We start from the raw sequence: 19,482 nt of genomic DNA, 5'->3' as shown, positions 1-19,482 counted from the left end.
AATAACACCTCCTAGATAGGAAGTGTCTGTTAGTCACCATTCGATATGATCTGAGTATTCCTTGGAATAGCGAACTTGGTCTGGGTGTAATTCCTGTTCTTGTGCAAACTTGTGAATAGCGTTCTTGTCTTGGAGATACTGTTAATCTAGTTCACCTAATCTTTTAGCCATAATGCTGAGTTTTTTTTCACGCTTTAGGGAATCCTGTTTTAAAGAGGTATCTAAAAGTTAGGTGCATTACTACTAAAATGAGCAAAGTTTTTTCTGGCGGATTTTTTATGCTACATATCCTTATAAACTATCTAATATGTATAAATTCACTCTACCTAACCCCCATCGTAAAAAAATGAGGGTTTAGTTGCTGTTCATCGTTCTATTTTGTTCCATATTCATATCTGTCAACAGTATAGGAGATGAAATAATTAAACATAGAGGATAAAATATCCATGTTTTTTGTTATAGAACAGTTGTTTTAAATAGATTTACCATTCTAACTGGATTCACTGGAATATTTTATAGTAAAAAATTCTCCCATTCTATGTTTATACTGGTGGAGCACAAGAAGGAGGAGAAAATAATGAAAAAAAGTTATTCATTACTAGTTGGGGTACTTGCAGGAAGCATTCTATTTTCCACACACGCTGCCGAGGCATCTATGACTACTGGAAATGCAAATACCACTTCACCAGCAAAATCTTATAACACACAAACATGGAAATCTCCATATCAATATAAATATGATTTCAATAAATACAGCAATGAGGCAACACCAAAAAATGTAGAAGCTGAAAAAGCACCAGATGCTGAGCAACCAGTTGCTTCAGAGCAACAGCAACCAGCAGAACCAAACAATGAAAATGTACAAGTTTCTTCTGAAATTCAGCAAGTGGTCGATTTAGTAAATAGTGAACGTGCAAAAGCTGGACTTCAAGCATTGCAAATAGATGCAAAGCTTACAGAATCAGCACAAGCAAAATCACAAGATATGAAAAACAAAAACTATTTCTCTCATACGAGTCCAACATACGGCTCACCATTTGACCAAATGAAATCTCTAGGCATTTCGTATAAATCAGCAGGCGAGAATATCGCGATGGGTCAACGTAGTGCAGCAGAAGTTATGGACGCGTGGATGAAGTCACCAGGTCATAAAGCAAATATCCTGAATCCATCGTTTACACATATCGGAGTAGGATTATCTGATAGTGGTAACTACTGGACACAACAGTTTATTGGAAAATAAATAGAAGCAAAAAGTTTCCGTCTTTGGCGGGAACTTTTTTTGTGACTTTTTTACTTCTACCTATTATTTTGTCATGTATCTAAAAGTGCGCTCATCCTTTGTAGATCAAGCATTATGGAAGTAAAAAAATATTTTTATAAAAATAGGTTTAAAGAAAAGATAAGAAGGGTAATAGGGTTAAATAATAGGAAAAATGAAATAATTCATCCTATCTATGCCATCAAAAAAGAAGTGGGGGAAGTTTATCGAAAAGAAGAGGAGAATAACTTAGAGGTGTTGTAAGGTTTTTTAGAGTTCTGGCAGATTAATAGAGTTGGCTAGCATAGAGAGGATATCCTACCGTATATTGGATACGAGAAAAGTCCCCTAAATTAGTATCAATATGAACTGGCTAGAATACAATGGTAATTGTGCGAAGATTTTCACCCAAACAGAGGAGGAGAAACATGAGTAAACGTTTTATCAAGCAAACAACAGCGGCTGTATTATTAACTACATCGGTATTATCATTTTCACCAGCTGCATTAGGGGCAACGAATTCAGCCGTAGATCAAGCGGTGAATAAAACAAAAGCAGAATTGAACAAAGCGACGACACATTATGTTTATCCATCACTAGAAGAGAAGCTTGTATCCAGCAGCGCACTCTACCCAGTATTAAATAGTACGAAGAAAAACTATCAAGCTGCTAGAAAAGCAGTTGTTACTTCCAAGCTATCAACTTCTGCAAAGGAAGCAAAACTGAAAGAAATCGATGGTTTGTATAGCGAAAAAGTTTCAGGAGGATTGGTTCCTTATATTGATGCTTATAACTATGCAACTGAATACTTAGTACCGATTATGAAAGAATTAGAAGCTGCGCAAGCAAGAAATGACTTTGCGGCAGTGGATACAGCGTATCACAAGCTTTCCTACCAGCTAAAAGGAAGAACAGCGATTTTATACCGTTTCTCGGGTAAAGCAGCACGCGATCTTCTACTAGAACGCTATAAAAAACCAGCTGATGCAAAACGAGATGAAATGATGGTACCTGTAACCATTCATATGTCGCTTGTAAAGATTAATGATTTATTAGATGCTGGCAAGAAAGCAGAAGCGAAAAAAGAATTTGGGGAAGTCGAAGCTTTATTGGACCGTTTACCAACTGCAGCGTCTAATTCATTTATTAAGGCCTTATTAGATGAAGTGGCGAAAGTGAAAGTAGCCGTTGGTGAAGCTACAGCTACTCCTCAACAAAAATTGGATGAGAAGGTTGGTACTTTAGTAAAGGCATTAAATGCTAGCCAGTTTGATAATATTACAGCTGCAACAGGTGCTTCCAATTCTTTAATCATCGTAGTTAAGAAAGATGTGGGAGTTGTAGATTTCTTAGGAAAAGGATTCTATGAATCATTTATAAAAGAACTAGGCTTAACGAAAGTGAACGGGCTGGATCCAACATCCAAAGAAGCGGCTACTTTTATTGCGTCTAAATTCCCAGTAGGAACGGATTCACTGGAAGACTTGAAAGGTCAAACTATCACTCTTCCAATTACCGTGAATAATGGTGCTGATTTAACAGTAGATTTCACGATCTTATTTCAATAATTAATTGACATTAACTAAAAATGAATTAATCAATAGTTTAAAAAGCAGTCGAATGACATATTCGACTGTTTTTTACATGGTCGTATAGTGCCGTTTTTTCATTTTTACAAGGGTTATGAAAAGGTTTGTCGAATCATGGAAAAGGGGATAGGAAAAGCGAAGATTTTGAAATTTGAAAGGATAAACCCTTTTTTTATAGGAATGGAGGTTATGGGATGATTGAGCTTCGTGATGTTCGCAAATTTTATCGCTCGGGAAGTGGAAAGGCGGAGATTTTACGTGGTGTGAATTTGCGTGTGGAGCCTGGTGAGTACGTGGCGATTATGGGGAAGTCTGGTTCCGGTAAAAGCACGATGTTGAATCTACTTGGGACACTGGATTTGTTGGATTCAGGTACATATGAGTTGGCAGGGAAATCGGTACATAAGATGAGTAGAGGGCGACGTGCACGCCTGCGAAATGAAGAAGTCGGCTTTGTTTTTCAGCACTTTCAGTTGATCCCTAATTTGTCGGTCTATCAAAATGTGTTGCTTCCATTAACATACGGACGAAAACGTTTAAGAAGAAAGAAGTCCCGTGTACTTGCTCTATTGGATGAAATGGGGATTTCCAATAAGAAAAATCAAAAACCGGACCGCTTATCGGGAGGAGAAAAACAGCGAGTGGCCATTGCAAGAGCGCTTGTAAATGAGCCCAGGCTAATACTTGCAGACGAACCGACAGGAAGTTTGGACGAGGAAACGACGGAAAGCATATTAAAATTATTTGACCGTGTACATAAAAATGGTGCGACAATCATTGTAATAACCCATGACATCGAAGTAGCAGAGCGAGCAGAACGCATTCTATATTTGCAGAACGGGGTGCTCGTATGAAATTATTTACCGCATTTAAACTGGCTTGCTATGGGCTATGGTCGAACCGCTTTCGTGTACTATCTGCCATGATGGGCGTAGTGATCGGCATGTTTGCTGTCATTGTATTGACGGCGATTGCGATAGGCGTAAAAGATACATTAATGAAACAAATGGGCAGTCTTGGAGCCGAACAGATTCTAGTATTGCCTGGAAGGGTTTTGGATACGGCAAACGGGCAAAAGGATTTATTGAGTGGACTAACGAATGTGCCGAGTACATTGACGTATGAGGATGCCAAAGCAATTCAAGATGTGCCGAATGTAAAATCAGTGACTCCACAACTAGAGACAATAACTATTGCTCAATATGATGAAAGAAATGTACAGTCAGTGCTGGTAGGGACAAGCGATCAGTACAGCCGGATTCAGCATGCGGATCTTTCGGAAGGGCGTTTTTTTACGAAGGAAGAACAGGAAGAAGAAGCAAGAGTAATTGTACTTGGAAATAATATTCACGAGGCTCTGCTTGGTAAACAGGAGGTACCGGTGGAGGATGAAGGAAGCTCCGACGACGCACAACAAACAAAACCAATATGGAAAAAAGTATTGGATAAGTTACTAGGAGAAAGTGCCTCAGCTGAAGAGACGTCATTAGTCGGAAAACAAGTAACGATTAACGAAGAGACGTATGAAGTAATCGGGGTGCTTGCACCAAATGCAACACTAGGATCCAGTACGGACAATAATATTATGCTGCCGATCGAAACAGCACTAGCAACGACAGATATGAAAAATTTAACGAAAATGATTGTGGAATCTGCAAGCATTCAAGCGGTAGATGAAGTGGATGGAGCGGTGTTTAACGCTATCAAAGCTCAGCATTCTGAAATAGATTTCAGCGTTGTAAAGCAAGATCAAATGCTTGGTGCACTAGGCAAGGTGACTTCCATTTTGCAGATGATGCTGTTCGGCATAACCGTAACCGCGTTATTGATCAGCGGAACTGGAATTATGAACGTGATGGTTATGTCGGTACGAGAGCGGACGCGCGAAATTGGCATTCGTAAAGCACTCGGCGCGACAACATCGGAAATAATGGGCCAATTTTTCTTTGAAACGTTACTTCTTTGTTGCATTGGCGGAGCGGTCGGCATCGGACTCGGCTATGCCTTCATTGAAGTATGGAATAATAATATCGAGATATTTGCTTTAGTGTTACCGATGTGGGCAGTAAAGCTTGCATTATATACAACGTTTGGGATAGGTAGTTTGTTTGGGATTTATCCGGCTTTGAAAGCGGCAAGGATGAAACCTAGTAATGCTTTGCGGTTTGAGTGAAAATGGTGTGTTTGGAAGAAGAAAGAGACGCCTGCTAATAGTATGTATATCCTATAGAAGATGATGCCAGTCGTTAAGGGCATCATCTTTTCATTTACTAGTTTATTGCTTCCTCCAAATTCTAAATTTTCACGCACGGACTTTTAGGAATGAGCCGATAGTAACTAGCATACGATAAATAAAATAGTAAAAAGTGATGGTGATGAATTGAAAGTACTAGTTACGGGCGGTGCGGGGTTTATTGGTTCTTTTATTGTAGAGGAAGTGATGGATAGAGGGTGGGAAGTAATTGTTGTCGATGATTTGAGCACTGGAAATTTAAGCTTCGTACCAGAAGGCGTTTCATTTTATAACGTAGATATTTGCTCTCCCTCTTTAGAGCACGTTTTTTTGTTGCATAATCCGGATGTGGTCATTCATCAAGCAGCTCAAGTTTCAGTAGAATTTTCGAATCATCATCCTTTAAAAGATTGTGAAATTAATGCTTTAGGAACTTTAAATATATTAAAACTATGCGCTAAATACAACGTTTCGAAGTTAGTATATGCTTCTTCAGCAGCTGTATATGGAATGGCAAAAGAGGTGCCTTTAACAGAAGAGCATAATGTGTTACCCATTTCTTTTTACGGGTTATCTAAGTATACCGCTGAACAATACATTCATTTATATCATAAACTTTACGGACTAAGTTATACAATTCTTCGATATAGCAATGTATATGGTATGCGACAAAATATGCATAGTGAAGCAGGAGTAGTAAGCATCTTTGTTAACAAAGCAATTAACAATCAAACGTTAACGGTTTATGGGGATGGAAGCCAAACTAGGGATTTCATTTTTGTGCGGGATATTGCAAAAGCAAATATACAAGCTGCCCAGTACAGTGGAAGCGAGACATTTAACATTAGTACAAATCAGCCAATTTCATTGAATGATTTAATTGTTGAGTTGCAGAAGTCTACAAATCACCTACTAGAAATAGATTATAAGAGCGCTAGAACTGGAGATATAAAAGACAGTTATCTTTCGTATGAGTTGGCTAATCATTTGTTGGAATGGGAACCCCAAACAAGTTTCGAATCTGGCATAAAGGAAACCATTGCATATTATCAAAGTCTTGTAAAGATAGAAAAATTCGTCTAAATAAGTAGGTGAGGAGAACGGAAAAACTAAAAGTCTTACTCTCAACAGAAGGAACTTATCCTTTTCATGAAGGTGGTGTAAGCACTTGGTGCAACATTTTAATAGAAAAACTGGATATGGTTGATTATTTTTTATACAGTGTTGTAACCAATCCTTTTATCCTTCAAAAGTTTCCACTTCCCAAATCAACTAATCTTATAAAGGTTCCTTTATGGGGCACAGAAGAACCAAGTGAACATCTAGCAACTCCATTCTCGCAAATCTATCTACAAAAGAAACAAACCACAACGCAACTTATTGAAGCTCAATTTATTCCATTATTTAAAGACTTAATACATGAAATAATAAGTCCTAACAAGAACCCCGAAAAATTAGGGATGACAATCCATCAAATGTATAAGTATTTTCAAGAGTACGAGTATAAAGAAACATTCAAATCAGAACTGGCTTGGAATACGTATAAAAAGATTATATTAGATTCTACCGAAAGTTCAGAGTATAGACTGATTCAACCAGATATATATGGAATGATTCAAAGTTTAGGATGGGTGTATCGATTTTTAAATATCATCAACACCCCTGTTCCCAAAACGAATGTGAGCCATTCTTCCGCTTCTGCATTTTGCGGAATTCCATGTGTAATTGCAAAACTTGAACACAAAACACCGTTTTTATTAACGGAACACGGAGTTTACGTAAGGGAGCAGTATTTGTCTCTTTCCAAAAGAAACCTTTCTTCTTTTTTAAATATTTTCTTAATCCGTTTTATTCATTCTATTAATACATTGAATTACCATTATGCTGATCAAGTATCCCCGGTCTGCCATTACAATACAAGATGGGAAACTAAGTTAGGAGTTAATCGAGAAAATATCGAAGTCATCTATAACGGTGTAGACAAAAATATTTTTAAAGAAGCTAAAAAAATGGATCGCCCTCATCCTACTGTGGTATCTGTAGCACGAATCGATCCGATAAAAGATATTATCTCCTTGATAAAAAGCGCAGAAATTGTAAGAAAAACTATTCCTAACGTGAAATTTATCGTGTATGGATCGATTTCTGTACAAGAATATTATGAAGAGTGTCTTGCTCTTCAAAAAAAATTAAATCTGGAAGAAACTTTTATATTTGCTGGACATACGACAAATATGGCTGCTGCATATCATGCAGGAGATGTGATAGCTCTTTCTAGTATTTCTGAAGCATTCCCCTATTCGGTAGTAGAAGCGATGATGACTGGGAAGCCAGTTGTAGCTACAGATGTAGGGGGGATTAGGGAAGCTCTTGAAAACAATGGATTTCTTGTGACACCTAGAGATCCAAATGGGTTTGCAAACGCTATAATTACCCTTTTAAAAGATGAGGGGCTCAGAGAAAAAATGGGAAGAGATGCACGGGAGCGAGCAATGAAGTATTTCACATTGGAAAAAGTACTAGAACAACATTTAAAAACTTATATTAAACTTGCTACGCATGCGAATGAACAAATGACAGATGTCATGAAAGATGAGTCAAATGCTGCATCAATAGTGGAGTTACAACAATTTTATAGTGAAAAGGCTTATGCATTGTTTTCAAAAGGTGATTATCTAGAAGCCATTGAACAATTTCGTCTAGCTATTCATGTGGATCGAAATACACCTGCTGCGTTTGTATATACCACTGAAATCGCAAAAGCCTATCATCACTTAGGTGACTCAGAACAAGTCCAAAAAGAACTGGAGAAGTTACAACAATCCATCCGTGACCATTCATGATGAGAGCCATATAACGATTAGGGGTGATATAGATGCATATAGAAGAAACAATATTAACTAAACGATCTCTATCTGGTTATTCCTCCAGGAGCATCGTAAAGCATATTCAGTCGTTACAAGAAAAGTATCGAAAAGAAATAGGGGAATTGAAAGAAAAACTACTTGTTGAAAAAGAAATGAACCAAAAGTTAAAAGTAGAGATAGAGCTAAACCAGTCAATTCCATCTAAAAATAAGATAGAAGAACAGATAAAACTCATGTTAGAAGACGTGTTTCAACAACATATGGTTCATACGAGAGCGATATTGGATTATCAAACGGAACTTAAAGAACAGCAATTAAACTATCTGCAAGAGCTTGAATCAAAGAAACAGCAAAAAATATTGGCTAAAGAGAGACTACAAGAAGCGCTTCACTATTTCAAAATATTACCGGGTGTTCAAATTGAGCTCAAGAAAGTGAAGATAGAATAGATGAAAGAGAAAACGTTTGGTTTAAAAAAAGAGCCGATTAACATAACGTTACAAAAAATAGAAAGTGTTTTTATCTATGAAAAAATTGAAATTGAATTAGAATTAAAAAATTGGATAAAAGAAAATAATAAACTGAGGGTTCAGTTAAAAGAAGAAACTAAAAAGTTTATCAACAAACAGGAAGATCAAACATTATGGGATCTTGGAAAAGAACGTATGAGTAAAATTGCCTATCACTTAGAAAAGCAAAAAGAGATGGAAATACAGGAAATAGGCAAAAGTTTATCTGAAGAAAACAAATTAATCCAGCTTCAAATAGAAGAAATAGAATTAGAAATACAATCGACAGAACGACTGTATACTAAGATGTTTAAAGAAATAGCCAAAATTGTAGAACAGTTAGAAAAAGAGGGTTCCCATTTAGAAGCAGGATACTCTTCAAAGAAGTATAACGTCCAAGTTAACAGTATGCATAAAAGTGTTGAGACTAACTTAAAAGATGATAGCTTACTTATAGAAGAAGAGATACAGCTACAAAACCACGAAAAGAGCATAGGAGAAAGTAAGCAGAAGGCTGAGAATATTTTGGGAAGTATTCAAAAGAACGATACATCAGAAACAAAATCGGAAGAAGTCGATGAAGCCATACTTCCCACAGAAGATTCGCTTATACATCAAATCAATTCGATTAAATCACAGTATATAGTTGGAAAGATGACAGGCAAGGACTTATATGATGCGCAAGGGAATCTGATTATTTCTAAATCCAAGGTCATTACTTCACGGGTGGTCAATAGAGCACATCGTGAAGGGAAGTTAGCAGAGCTTATTGTGAATATGAAGATTTCTGGGCTGGGAGAGGATTAGTTTGAAAAATTATGACCCAGCAATAAGAGAATCAGCTAAATTTAATGAGCTGCTTAATGAAGTGATGGGTGCACAGTCGCATCCACAAGATTCATTTGAAATAGCTGCATTATTAGAATCAATGGGATGGAATGATGACCGGGTTTCGGTGGAGTTTGGGATATATGAAGTACATGAAATTTTTGATTTATCGGATCAGATGTGGGACGAGATCAAATCAAAAATAGGGTATCAAACATTTTCCGATACAGAAAAACGAAATACTTCTATTTTAATAATTTCCCTGATTAGAAGCTTTTTAAGAGGGTTAATTTTTGCTTTCCCAATGGCGATATCCATTTTCGCTATGCTGAGCTTGAAATTCTCTTTATGGTCTTATCAATACTTATCTTTGGAGCAAGCGACTAGTATAGCTATTGGCACAATTCTAAGTTTTGTTCTTGTCGGAGGGTTTACGCAAGCTATCGCGAGACGTGGCTATTTCTACATCATTCAAGGTTATTATGATCTTGCACGCAGAACTACATTTTTGCTCATCGGAATTGGGTTTGTCACCTGTTTTATCTTATCGATCTTGATGGTTGTCTTGAATTTCATTTTTAATATGTTCTCATACAATATGTTATTTCTTATTGTCCTATACTTCTTTTTCCTAACTGCTATTTGGCTTTCCGTGACTGTCATGTACATTTTGAAGAAAGAAATTGTGTTCACAGGACTTATCATTTTTGGTATTTTTCTTGTTTATGTTTTGTTTAAGCTTGTAGGAATCGACATTATCATTTCCCAATTAATCTCCCTTTGTATTGTTTCTGTTTGCAGTTTATTTTTGGTTTTGTTCTTTTTTAAAGTGGGAGAAAGGAAAAATAATAATGAAGTAGCTAAACTCCCTCGTTTTTCCATTACGTTGTATACTGTATGGCCTTACTTTTTTTATGGATTTCTTTACTTTAGTTTCCTATTTATCGATCGTATTATTGCCTGGTCCAAAAATGAAGAATTTATGCCTTATCTTATTTGGTTTAGAGGGCAATACGAACTTGGACTAGATTTTGCCCTGCTCACCATTATTATTCCTATGGGGGTAGTGGAAGTTGTCGTAAACAGACTAATGTTCGATTTAGAATCCAGCCAAAAAAAATACTTGGCTGCAGAAAGTCACAAATTGTATGAGAAGTTTATAAAGATGTATAAAAGAATGACCGTCTTTATTTTGATCAGTACGGTAGTTAGTAGTTTTGTGATTTATCGAGTAATAATTTGGTATAACGACATGTCTATAAGGTTGAATAATGAGAATATCTTGGAAAGCGAAGTCACCGTTTTTGTTTTGTTTTGGGGAATTGTCTCTTATTCCATTTTAGCTTTCTGCTTAATGAATGTAGTTATATTATTTGCGCTTTCGCAACCTGCAAGAGTGATAAAAGCCTTCATACCTGCCTTGCTAACTAATATAGTCGTTGGTTTTTTATTAAGTAGATGGTTCGATTATCATTTTGCTGTTATTGGATTGTTTGTTGGCTCACTTCTACTATTCTATTTAACGATTAAAGCTGTTATAGACGTTTTGCAAAATTTAGACTACTATTTATACGCCGCTTCATAGGGGATGAACCTATTAATGACATACGCAATGATTACAACACATCTGTTTCCTCTTTTTCACTATACCATCGCATTTTGGTTTTTGTTCATCTTGTTACCAAAATGGCTTTTTTCTACTAGCTATGTAGATAGGAGTGAAAGGTGGTTTGCCGCATATGTAAAGATGATTTTGTTCCTTATTTTAAGTGGTTATCTTCTGGTCATAACGAAGCTTTATGAGGTCCTTTCGATATTAGCGCTCATTATGGTCATCATAGGTTATCGGTTTGTACAACGGGAACAAGCGAAAAAGACAGGTACTTTAAAGAATCATCTGTTAAGGCGTTTATTTAATTGGTTAGATGGGTTAAATAAATTTACACTATCCGATATAAACGTAAAAATAGTAAATAAAGTAAGTGGGTGGACATTCACAGTAAAAAAGAAATTTAGTTGGATTATATTATTAGAAGGAATTGCATTGATAATTGTTTTGAGTGGAGCAGCCTATGTTCGTTTTTATGATGCATTTGTTCATGCAGCACCTCCATTATCAGATAGTTATGTGACACTTGCTTGGATGAAGTATATCGATAGTCGTGAATTATTTCATGATGGTATTTATCCTCAAGGATTTCATATTTACTTAGCGACCTTATTCAAATTTGCTGCAGTTGATGCCTTATTTATCCTTCGTTATACAGGTCCACTAAATGCTATCCTGTTTACCTTTGGGCTATACATTGTGATACGAAAGTTGACGAATACTGGCGTAGGCGCAATAGTAGCAGCATTTATTTTTGGTGTATGTTGGGTAATAATGCCATTCACTCCAATAGAATTTGAGCGTCAGGCGGCAACAAACTCACAAGAATTTGCCTTTGTTTTTATCTTACCGGCAATCTTTTTTTTGGTGAAATTTATAGGGAATAAGCGTAAAGAGGATTTAATCGTAGGTCTAGTTTGTACAACGATTATAGGCTTGGTACACTCATTGGCATACATGCTAATCGGAATGCTAATCGGAATACTAATTATTAGTAGCTTACTAACGATTCGGAATAGTTTTAAGTCAGTGATTTCCGTATGTATAGGGGCACTTCTAACAGTAATTGTTTCTTTGGTTCCATTGGGAGCAGGTTATTTGTTAGGTCAAAGGTTTCACTCCTCTTCAGCTGAGTACTTAGTTGATCGAAAAGAAGCTACTTATACGTACCCAGATGTTACGTTTGATCACTATATAGCACTAGGGGCTTGTATAATTCTCCTGTTTTGTTTGTTTAGTAAAAAGAACACAAGTATCGACCGTTTTATTCTCGTATTCACAGTACTTGCGGGATGTAGTGTTTTTACCTTATATTTTGCCGGAGGAACTTGGACACAAAGTACGCTTATTGCCAGTCGTTCAAGTGAATTATGGGGCCTTTTACTCCCGTTTTGCGTAGGGGTTTCCATCTCCTATTTGTTTAGATGGGTGAGAGGAAAATGGAACTCTATGTTATATATTCCGCTCATTTTCTTAGTTATCATGACTTGGATAGTATATAAACCAATGCCTATCGTTCCTTATAAACTAGAACATGATGAAAATATTGAGCAATATTTGAGAATACGTCATGAATATTTGCCTAAGACTTGGATGATTGTATCTCAAATAGAAGGATTCTCTGTTTCACTTGGTACCGGCTTTCATATGCATCTTGGAGACTTTCTACAGAAGTATCAGCCAGAAGGGGAAGCGCTGACCAGTATAGAGGATGGGAAAGTAGACACTAATCTTTCACAAAATATATTTATTTTTATGGAAAAAGATGTATTTGAAGTGTCTGAATCGAATAGTGTGTATGCACTATTAAAACCGGAATATGAAAGAAGAGCGAGAGAATACACACAACTATCCGAGTGGATGAACATTCATCATAGAGCTGGATATGAAGTTACCACTTATTTTGAAAATGAAAATATTCGGGTTTATCACCTCCAAACATCTGAAGATGATTCGTTGTTATTAAAAAATATTTGGGGTCATTAAGGAGGAGGGTAATTTGATAGTAAGTTGGCTTATGCTTTTAAAAATAGTGTTTCTTTTATTTCTTTTTCTTTTTGCCATTCCACTATCAGTTCAGGTGTGGCAAGAGAAACAAGATTGGAAGGACCGTTTGCTCATCTCGATCATCCATGCTCACTTATTTATAATACTCATTGTTCATATGTTAGTGGCGGTGCATTTGTATGAAACATTGTCTTTAATCATTACTTCGGTAATTGCCTATGTAGTGATTCTTCGTAGAAAAAAGAAAAAAGAAATCATTTCTCCGAGTAAAAAAGCGCTGTTATCTTTTATGCATGCTACTGATCAAAAAGAATTTTTAATTCGCTGGGGAAAAGATACCCTTTCACATATCGTAACGAAATTAAAGGTATGGTGGAGCAGGACTTTTAATAAAATTTCTAGGCAACCTTTTTCCGTATTATTCATTCTACTATTATTTTTTATGTCAGCAGCTATCCGTTTTTATCATTCAGTTACCCATTATTATTTTCCTTCATCTGATCCATACGTTCATTTAAAGTGGGTCAAATTACTCCGTGCAAATCAAATTTATGTCGATGGTGTTTATCCATTCGGATTTGAAGCAATTATTTCATCATTACACACGATTCTTAATATTGATCCCTATTATATTCTTCGATTCTTAGGCCCAATATCTGGTGTTTTTCTTGTGTTCACGATTTACTATGTTATTCGAAAACATCGACCGCAGGACTATTCCATTGCTGTATTTGCATTACTCATTTATTTTATTAGTACTTTTCAATTTGGGTTTATCTGGAGGCAGTACTCATCTCTTTCCATGGAGTATGGAATTACTTTTATTTTACCAGCCATCTACTTTTTTATCGAATATATGAAGGAAAAAAGAAATCAGTCATTAGTAATTAGTTTGGAATGTTTTTTATTAACGATACTAATTCATCCGTACGCGGCCATTTGTCTATTTATAAGTTATGTTGTACTATTCTTTTTTTCCTTTAAGCATTTTTCTCTTCTTCATATCCTAAAATTGGTAGGCGTCTTCGCGATTACGGGAATAATTGGAATCCTACCATTGGTGACTGGTTTATTAAGTGGGATAGGGTTTCATGGAGAATCATTTGATTTTGTTCAGTCCAGTTTGAGTTCAAACGTCTCTTCTATTAGAAATTTCACTTTAGATGGTTTTTTTGGAAGAACTGAATATGTGCATATTATGACATTCTTATTGATAAGTTTCTTGATATTATTAGTACTTCTCTTTTTTGGTAAAAAAGCTTGGAGTGCCATCTATCCATTTCAAATGTACATCGCGATTAGTATTGCATTATTCCTCTTTTATAAGTCGGAATGGATAGGTCTACCATCTTTGATGCTTCCATATCGTATAGAAGTTACTCTAGTACTACTAACAAGTATTTCGATATCCTCTATTCTTGTTCTCATACCACGTATGAAATTTACCAAAATAGTTAGCGGGATAGTTATCCTTGGTTACGTTTTCGTAGCTTATCAAACCATCCCTTCCTATACCTTACCAAAAGGAAATCAACTTCAATATGATGAGTCAGTGGAAGCATATCTAAAAATTAAAAATGATTTTTCTTTACAAGAATGGACTATTGTTTCTTCCGTTGAGGAATACCCATTAGCAATTGACTATGGATGGCATTATAATCTGACTGATTTTATTATCAATCTATCAAAAGGAGAAGAATTAAAATTTCCAACGAAGGATGTTTTTTTATTCGTTGAGAAGATACCTGTAGGAACAACGGATGAAATTACATCGAAAAATGTAACAGATCTATCTTTACCAGCTCGTGGGGAGATTTTAGATTTTTACCGTATACCTGAATATAGAAAAATGCTTCATGAAAAGACATGGTTTTGGATTGAGGGTGTACAGGAAAAGCATCCGAACCTATTAAAAATCTATTTAGATACACCTCGATTTACTGTATATCATATTGAACAAGATCCATTAAACCCATATGATGTTTCAAAATTATGGAAATAGGTGATAAAGGATGCTCCCAGTATTTATAACGGATGGATTGTTGAGAAAATCTTTGTCTACAACGAGATCGCTTGGTAAACGAGGGATACCCACTATTGCAGGAGAAAAGAGTTGGTTATCTCCAAGTGGGTATTCAAAATATTGCAGAAAACGAGTCAAATATCCCAGTCCAGAGACAAAGCCACATCTCTTCATGAAATGGCTGGTACAATTTCTTCAAAAAGAAAATCATCCTATCTTTTTACCGATGGATGATGCAGTTATGGAATTGGTAATGGAGCATCGTGATGAAATCACTACAATCAGTAAATGTCTATTGCCGACAAAGAGTTCATATGCAGTAGCAGCCGACAAATATGAAACAATGAGATTAGCAACCAAACAAAAGATTGATTGTCCTGCTACCTATCTAGCGAAGAATTTAGAAGATTTAAGGGAAATTGCAGAGATGGCTAGTTTTCCTTTAATCATTAAGCCGCGCAAAAGTAGTGGTTCAAGAGGGATTCGTCAAGTACCTAATAAGGAAGCATTAGTTCCAATTTTTTTAGAAATTCGGCAAGAGTACGCAGAGGTCCTGATTCAGGAATTTATCCCTCTTGGTGATCGGTATGATGTTTGTTTACTTTACGATGGTAATCATGAAATAAGAGCATCTTTTGTTCAAAGAGAAGTTAGACATTTTCCGATTGCAATGGGACCTAGCACAGTACAAGAGAGTGTTATTTATGATGATTTGATTGAACGAAGTAAGAAGTTATTAAAACCCCTAGGTTGGAGTGGGATTGTTGAAGTTGAGTATATGATGGATTCAAGAACGAATGTACCGATATTATTGGAGATTAATCCTCGTTTTTGGAACTCTTTAGACTTGTCTATCCAAAGTGGTATAGATTTTCCTTATTTGCTGTACCAATTAGCTCAAGGTGAAGAGGTATCGGTTCCAACTCACTATGAGATAGGAAGAAGGAGCAGGTGGCTCTTTCCGGGAGATGTTCTTCATTTTTTATGGAATCCGAAAAGACTGAAGATGAAACCTTCTATTCTTTCTGGAAAAAAACAACGTTTATATGACGATACGTTTAGTATTAATGATCCAATTCCAGGGGTTATATGGATTTTTAGTTGCTTGTTATTCACACTAAACGTAAAAGCATTAAAGACTTTCTTTACACGATAGGAGGTAATTTGATGATTAACGCATTAACAGTAGATGTCGAAGATTGGTATCATACAAATGGTTTAAATATAGCAAAGAAGGATTGGAACAAACTACCGTCAACCGTTTATCCAAATACGATGAAAATCCTTGATCTATTTGACGAGCTTCAAGTAAAAGCAACGTTTTTTATACTAGGGGATGTAGCAAAAAATTTTCCACACCTTGTAAAAGAAATTGTCGCTCGTGGTCATGAGATTGGTTCGCATGGGATGAATCATCGGCTAGTATCATCGCAGACTATTGAGGAGTTTAAAAAGGATTTCAAACAATCGATCAGAATACTAGAAAACATATCAAAACAAAAAATAAAATATTATCGTGCCCCTTCTTGGTCTATATCACAGGATAGATTAGAGGTGCTCTCCTTTATGGAGAAAAACGGTATTATCTGTGATTCAAGCTTACAGCCCTTTAAAACGCCGTTGTCTGGCATAAATGGGATTCCGCTACAGCCATTCAAGCCGATTATAACCGGAAAAAAACTGAATTTAATAGAATTCCCCCCTACCATTATGAGATTAAATAGACATGTTTCTATTCCTTTTGCCGGGGGATTCTATTTAAGACTCTTTCCTAACAAAATGATTATTCAATTATTAAGATCCATTAATAAAACGCGACCTGGTATGGTATATATCCATCCGTGGGAAATAGATGCAAAAATACCTAGATGGAAAACAAGTTGGTTCATAAAAATTATCCAATATTATCGACTACATTCAACGGAACAATCACTAAGAATGCTTATTAATGAGTTTGAATTTGCTCCGCTCGGACAAGTAATTAATGAATATCAAAGCCTGCATGAAGCAATTTAGACTGGGGGAAGCAGGTTGGAAGTAATGGAAAAAGAACAAAAAAGTTTCTGGCTAGTACATATGCTTGTACTCTTTAATCTATTACTTGCCTTTGTTGCATTTATAAAAGATATTGTTCTAGCTTCCTATTTTGGAACTAGTGGTATTGCAGATGCAATTAATCTGGCATTTTTTTTGCCAGATACTCTAGGAAATAATCTAGTAGGTGCTGCGATTGGAGTTGCTTGTATACCCATTCTAACAAGGCTTACTCTAAGTAAAGACCCGATGTTGTATCGACAAACTGTGCAAAAAACAGTGGCAGTGATCTTAACGGGCACCCTTTTACTAATGTTTTTCTCCCTATTTCTCTTTCAACCTATATTCCACCATTTTCCTATAGGAAATGATACGTACTCATCGACCGTTTTTAGCTACTTCCTAATTATGTCACCGATAATATGTTGTGCTCCTCTTTGGCTTATGGGGTCTTCCATATTGCAGGCATCTAGGAAATTCGTCTTTCCAGCTATTACACCCATAATCTTTAATCTTGTACTCCTAATCGCGTTACTATGGTGCAAGTGGCAAGATATACCACAAATTATTGGGGGAGAAGTATTCGCTTATGCAAGCATATTGGGAACATTGCTAAGTGCTACTATGACCTGGATTTATATTTTAAAGAAACAAAAGTGGAGTTGGTCTTTGAAAATATTTCAAATAACAACTGCATTTCAGGAAGTTAAGAAGATACTTTTAATATTTTCTGCTTATGGGCTTATTCTTTTTTTTACTCAAGCAGGGCTCCTCGCTGAAAGATTTTTTGCAAGTACACTCGAGACTGGAACAATTGCTGCATTAACATATGCATATCGCTTATCTCAGTTTCCGTTATGGGTATTCATTGCCGCAATTACTACTTTTATATTACCGACTATCAGCCTTCATCTTGGGAAAAATGATTTAGTCTCATTAAAACGTGATTTAGTTAGATCGCTTTTATTGGTGATTGCAAGTTCTGGTTTTATTTCGTTTATTTTTGTGTTTTTCTCAGAACAAATAGTTAGTATTCTCTTTTTGAGGGGTTCTTTCACAGTAAGTTCTGTACAGCTTACAAGTGAAATTTTGAAAGGTTATGGTCTATCGATTATTGGGCAAAGTTTATACGTATTTTGCACAAGATATTATGTTGCTCAGAGGAGTATGAAAGTTCCATTACTTATTGGTCTAATAGGAAGTTGTATCAATATAGGGCTATTATTTATATTTGTTCCATGGATCGGTGCATCGGGCATAGGATATGCAATAGCGGTTTCTTCCTCATTAAGTGGAGGAGTTCTATTTTTCTATTTCATAAACAACCTTCTTCGTATGGTAAAGAAAGGAGAAATAACAATTGAATGATTTTTTAATAATTATTCCAGCTTTTAATGAAGAGGAAAATATGTTAACAGTGATTAACACTTTAAAGAGTTTAAATAGTCCATTTGATATTGTCATTATAGACGATGGCTCTACTGATCAAACCGCAACAAAAGCAAAGGAATGCGGGGCTGAGATTATTAGTCATCCTACAAATCTGGGCTATTCAGCTGCCATTCAAACTGGATTTAAATATGCCAAAAAGAAACGTTATCCATATGTTATTTTCTTTGATGGGGATGGCCAACACGATTCGACCAATATTAGCGACATGATGGAAGCTATACAAATGGAGAATGTAGACGTCGTCATTGGATCAAGGTTTCTTCAAAAAAGGAATATGAAAATAGGATTTAGCAAAATGATTGCCATCAACTTTTTTCAACTCATTATATATTTAACTACCAATAAGCGTATTACAGATCCTACGTCTGGTTTTAAAGCATATAAAGCTAATGTTTATGAAAAGTTTACCAAATCCAGCGAGTTTTTTTATGATTTACCGGATAGTAACTTTATCATAGACATCTTACTTCGGGAGCTAATCATATTAGAAATACCCGTCAACATGTTTGATAGACAAAACGGAAAAAGTAAAATCCATGCGACAGGATTAAAACCAGTTATTTACATGGCTCAAACATTGTTAAGTATTCTTATCGTCGTAATTAAGAAAAAGGGATTCATTAAGGTTGGTGGCGATTTAAATTGAATAGTATGCTCCAGATATTTATAATTGGGTGTGCAATTTTATTTGCCACGTTCGTTATTAGTTTACTATTAAGGAATAAGATAGGTGAAAGAAACTCTGTTATATGGCTTGGAGGATTAATCGTTATTTTAGTTATATCGAGCAATCCTTCATTATTTGATAGTGTTGCTAGAGGACTTGGTATTAACTATCCCCCAGCGTTACTATTTTTCCTTTCTAGTTTGATCTTATTAACTTTTAGTCTATACCAAACAGTACAAATCACTAAACTTTCCATAAAAATTAAGGACATCTCTCAACATATAGCACTTGGATTTGAAGATAAGCAGCAGTATCCGACTATACAATTGGAGAATGAGATAGAAGATCATGCTACTGATGAGTAACTGGACTTTACTTTTCATAATTGCTCTTACTTGTGCTC

17 protein-coding genes are annotated in these 19,482 nt (G+C 35.8%); all 17 read left to right on the top strand.

Annotated features, from left to right (window positions below; all coding sequences use genetic code 11):
• Nucleotides 1–577: 577 nt before the first annotated feature.
• The 17 genes from FG382_RS14720 to FG382_RS14645 all read left to right on the top strand — a co-directional run bounded on the left by FG382_RS14720 (nucleotide 578) and on the right by FG382_RS14645 (nucleotide 19,444).
• Nucleotides 578–1,243 (top strand): CAP domain-containing protein, encoded by a 666-nt coding sequence (locus tag FG382_RS14720; protein WP_142539647.1) that lies wholly within the window; start codon nucleotides 578–580, stop codon nucleotides 1,241–1,243.
• 114 nt (nucleotides 1,244–1,357) lie between these two features.
• Complete coding sequence (locus FG382_RS22680; protein WP_170206536.1) at nucleotides 1,358–1,525, top strand: hypothetical protein; 168 nt, start codon at nucleotides 1,358–1,360, stop codon at nucleotides 1,523–1,525.
• A 164-nt stretch (nucleotides 1,526–1,689) separates the two neighbouring features.
• A complete protein-coding gene (locus tag FG382_RS14715) occupies nucleotides 1,690–2,829 on the top strand; it encodes a hypothetical protein (RefSeq protein ID WP_142539646.1) in 1,140 nt (379 codons plus the stop codon).
• Nucleotides 2,830–3,044: 215 nt separating this feature from the next.
• The gene (locus FG382_RS14710; RefSeq protein WP_142539645.1) at nucleotides 3,045–3,704 is read left to right on the top strand and encodes an ABC transporter ATP-binding protein; all 660 of its coding nucleotides are present in this window, start codon (nucleotides 3,045–3,047) and stop codon (nucleotides 3,702–3,704) included.
• Nucleotides 3,701–5,023, top strand: a complete 1,323-nt coding sequence (locus tag FG382_RS14705; RefSeq protein WP_142539644.1) for an ABC transporter permease — start codon at nucleotides 3,701–3,703, stop codon at nucleotides 5,021–5,023. Before FG382_RS14710 ends, FG382_RS14705 begins: the two co-directional genes overlap by 4 nt.
• A 207-nt stretch (nucleotides 5,024–5,230) precedes the next feature.
• Nucleotides 5,231–6,166 carry an NAD-dependent epimerase/dehydratase family protein gene (locus FG382_RS14700; RefSeq protein WP_142539643.1) on the top strand — a complete coding sequence of 312 codons (936 nt, stop codon included), beginning with the start codon at nucleotides 5,231–5,233 and terminating at the stop codon, nucleotides 6,164–6,166.
• A gap of 8 nt (nucleotides 6,167–6,174) precedes the next feature.
• Nucleotides 6,175–7,926, top strand: coding sequence for a GT4 family glycosyltransferase PelF (pelF, locus tag FG382_RS14695; RefSeq protein WP_142539642.1), 1,752 nt, complete (start codon nucleotides 6,175–6,177; stop codon nucleotides 7,924–7,926).
• Nucleotides 7,927–7,958: 32 nt separating this feature from the next.
• On the top strand, nucleotides 7,959–8,399 hold the full coding sequence (locus FG382_RS14690; RefSeq protein WP_142539641.1) for a hypothetical protein: 441 nt from the start codon (nucleotides 7,959–7,961) through the stop codon (nucleotides 8,397–8,399).
• Nucleotides 8,400–9,266 carry a hypothetical protein gene (locus FG382_RS14685; protein WP_142539640.1) on the top strand — a complete coding sequence of 289 codons (867 nt, stop codon included), beginning with the start codon at nucleotides 8,400–8,402 and terminating at the stop codon, nucleotides 9,264–9,266.
• Nucleotide 9,267: 1 nt separating this feature from the next.
• Nucleotides 9,268–10,872, top strand: a complete 1,605-nt coding sequence (locus FG382_RS14680; protein ID WP_142539639.1) for an exopolysaccharide Pel transporter PelG — start codon at nucleotides 9,268–9,270, stop codon at nucleotides 10,870–10,872.
• A gap of 15 nt (nucleotides 10,873–10,887) precedes the next feature.
• Nucleotides 10,888–12,882, top strand: a complete 1,995-nt coding sequence (locus FG382_RS14675; RefSeq protein ID WP_142539638.1) for a hypothetical protein — start codon at nucleotides 10,888–10,890, stop codon at nucleotides 12,880–12,882.
• A 13-nt stretch (nucleotides 12,883–12,895) separates the two neighbouring features.
• Nucleotides 12,896–14,905 carry a hypothetical protein gene (locus FG382_RS14670; protein WP_142539637.1) on the top strand — a complete coding sequence of 670 codons (2,010 nt, stop codon included), beginning with the start codon at nucleotides 12,896–12,898 and terminating at the stop codon, nucleotides 14,903–14,905.
• Nucleotides 14,906–14,915: 10 nt separating this feature from the next.
• Nucleotides 14,916–16,082 carry a carboxylate--amine ligase gene (locus FG382_RS14665; protein ID WP_142539636.1) on the top strand — a complete coding sequence of 389 codons (1,167 nt, stop codon included), beginning with the start codon at nucleotides 14,916–14,918 and terminating at the stop codon, nucleotides 16,080–16,082.
• A gap of 11 nt (nucleotides 16,083–16,093) precedes the next feature.
• Nucleotides 16,094–16,942 carry a DUF3473 domain-containing protein gene (locus FG382_RS14660; RefSeq protein WP_142539635.1) on the top strand — a complete coding sequence of 283 codons (849 nt, stop codon included), beginning with the start codon at nucleotides 16,094–16,096 and terminating at the stop codon, nucleotides 16,940–16,942.
• Nucleotides 16,943–16,966: 24 nt separating this feature from the next.
• Entirely contained in the window at nucleotides 16,967–18,328 is a 1,362-nt protein-coding gene (gene murJ / locus FG382_RS14655; RefSeq protein ID WP_170206535.1) for a murein biosynthesis integral membrane protein MurJ, read from the top strand.
• Nucleotides 18,321–19,058 carry a glycosyltransferase family 2 protein gene (locus tag FG382_RS14650; protein WP_142539633.1) on the top strand — a complete coding sequence of 246 codons (738 nt, stop codon included), beginning with the start codon at nucleotides 18,321–18,323 and terminating at the stop codon, nucleotides 19,056–19,058. Before murJ ends, FG382_RS14650 begins: the two co-directional genes overlap by 8 nt.
• 5 nt (nucleotides 19,059–19,063) lie before the next feature.
• A complete protein-coding gene (locus FG382_RS14645) occupies nucleotides 19,064–19,444 on the top strand; it encodes a DUF2304 domain-containing protein (RefSeq protein ID WP_229677302.1) in 381 nt (126 codons plus the stop codon).
• Nucleotides 19,445–19,482 lie beyond the last annotated feature (38 nt).

Origin of the sequence: Psychrobacillus lasiicapitis (genome assembly GCF_006861795.1) — a bacterium.
GTDB classification, from domain to species: domain Bacteria; phylum Bacillota; class Bacilli; order Bacillales_A; family Planococcaceae; genus Psychrobacillus; species Psychrobacillus lasiicapitis.
This window is presented reverse-complemented; position numbering and strand designations above follow the sequence as displayed.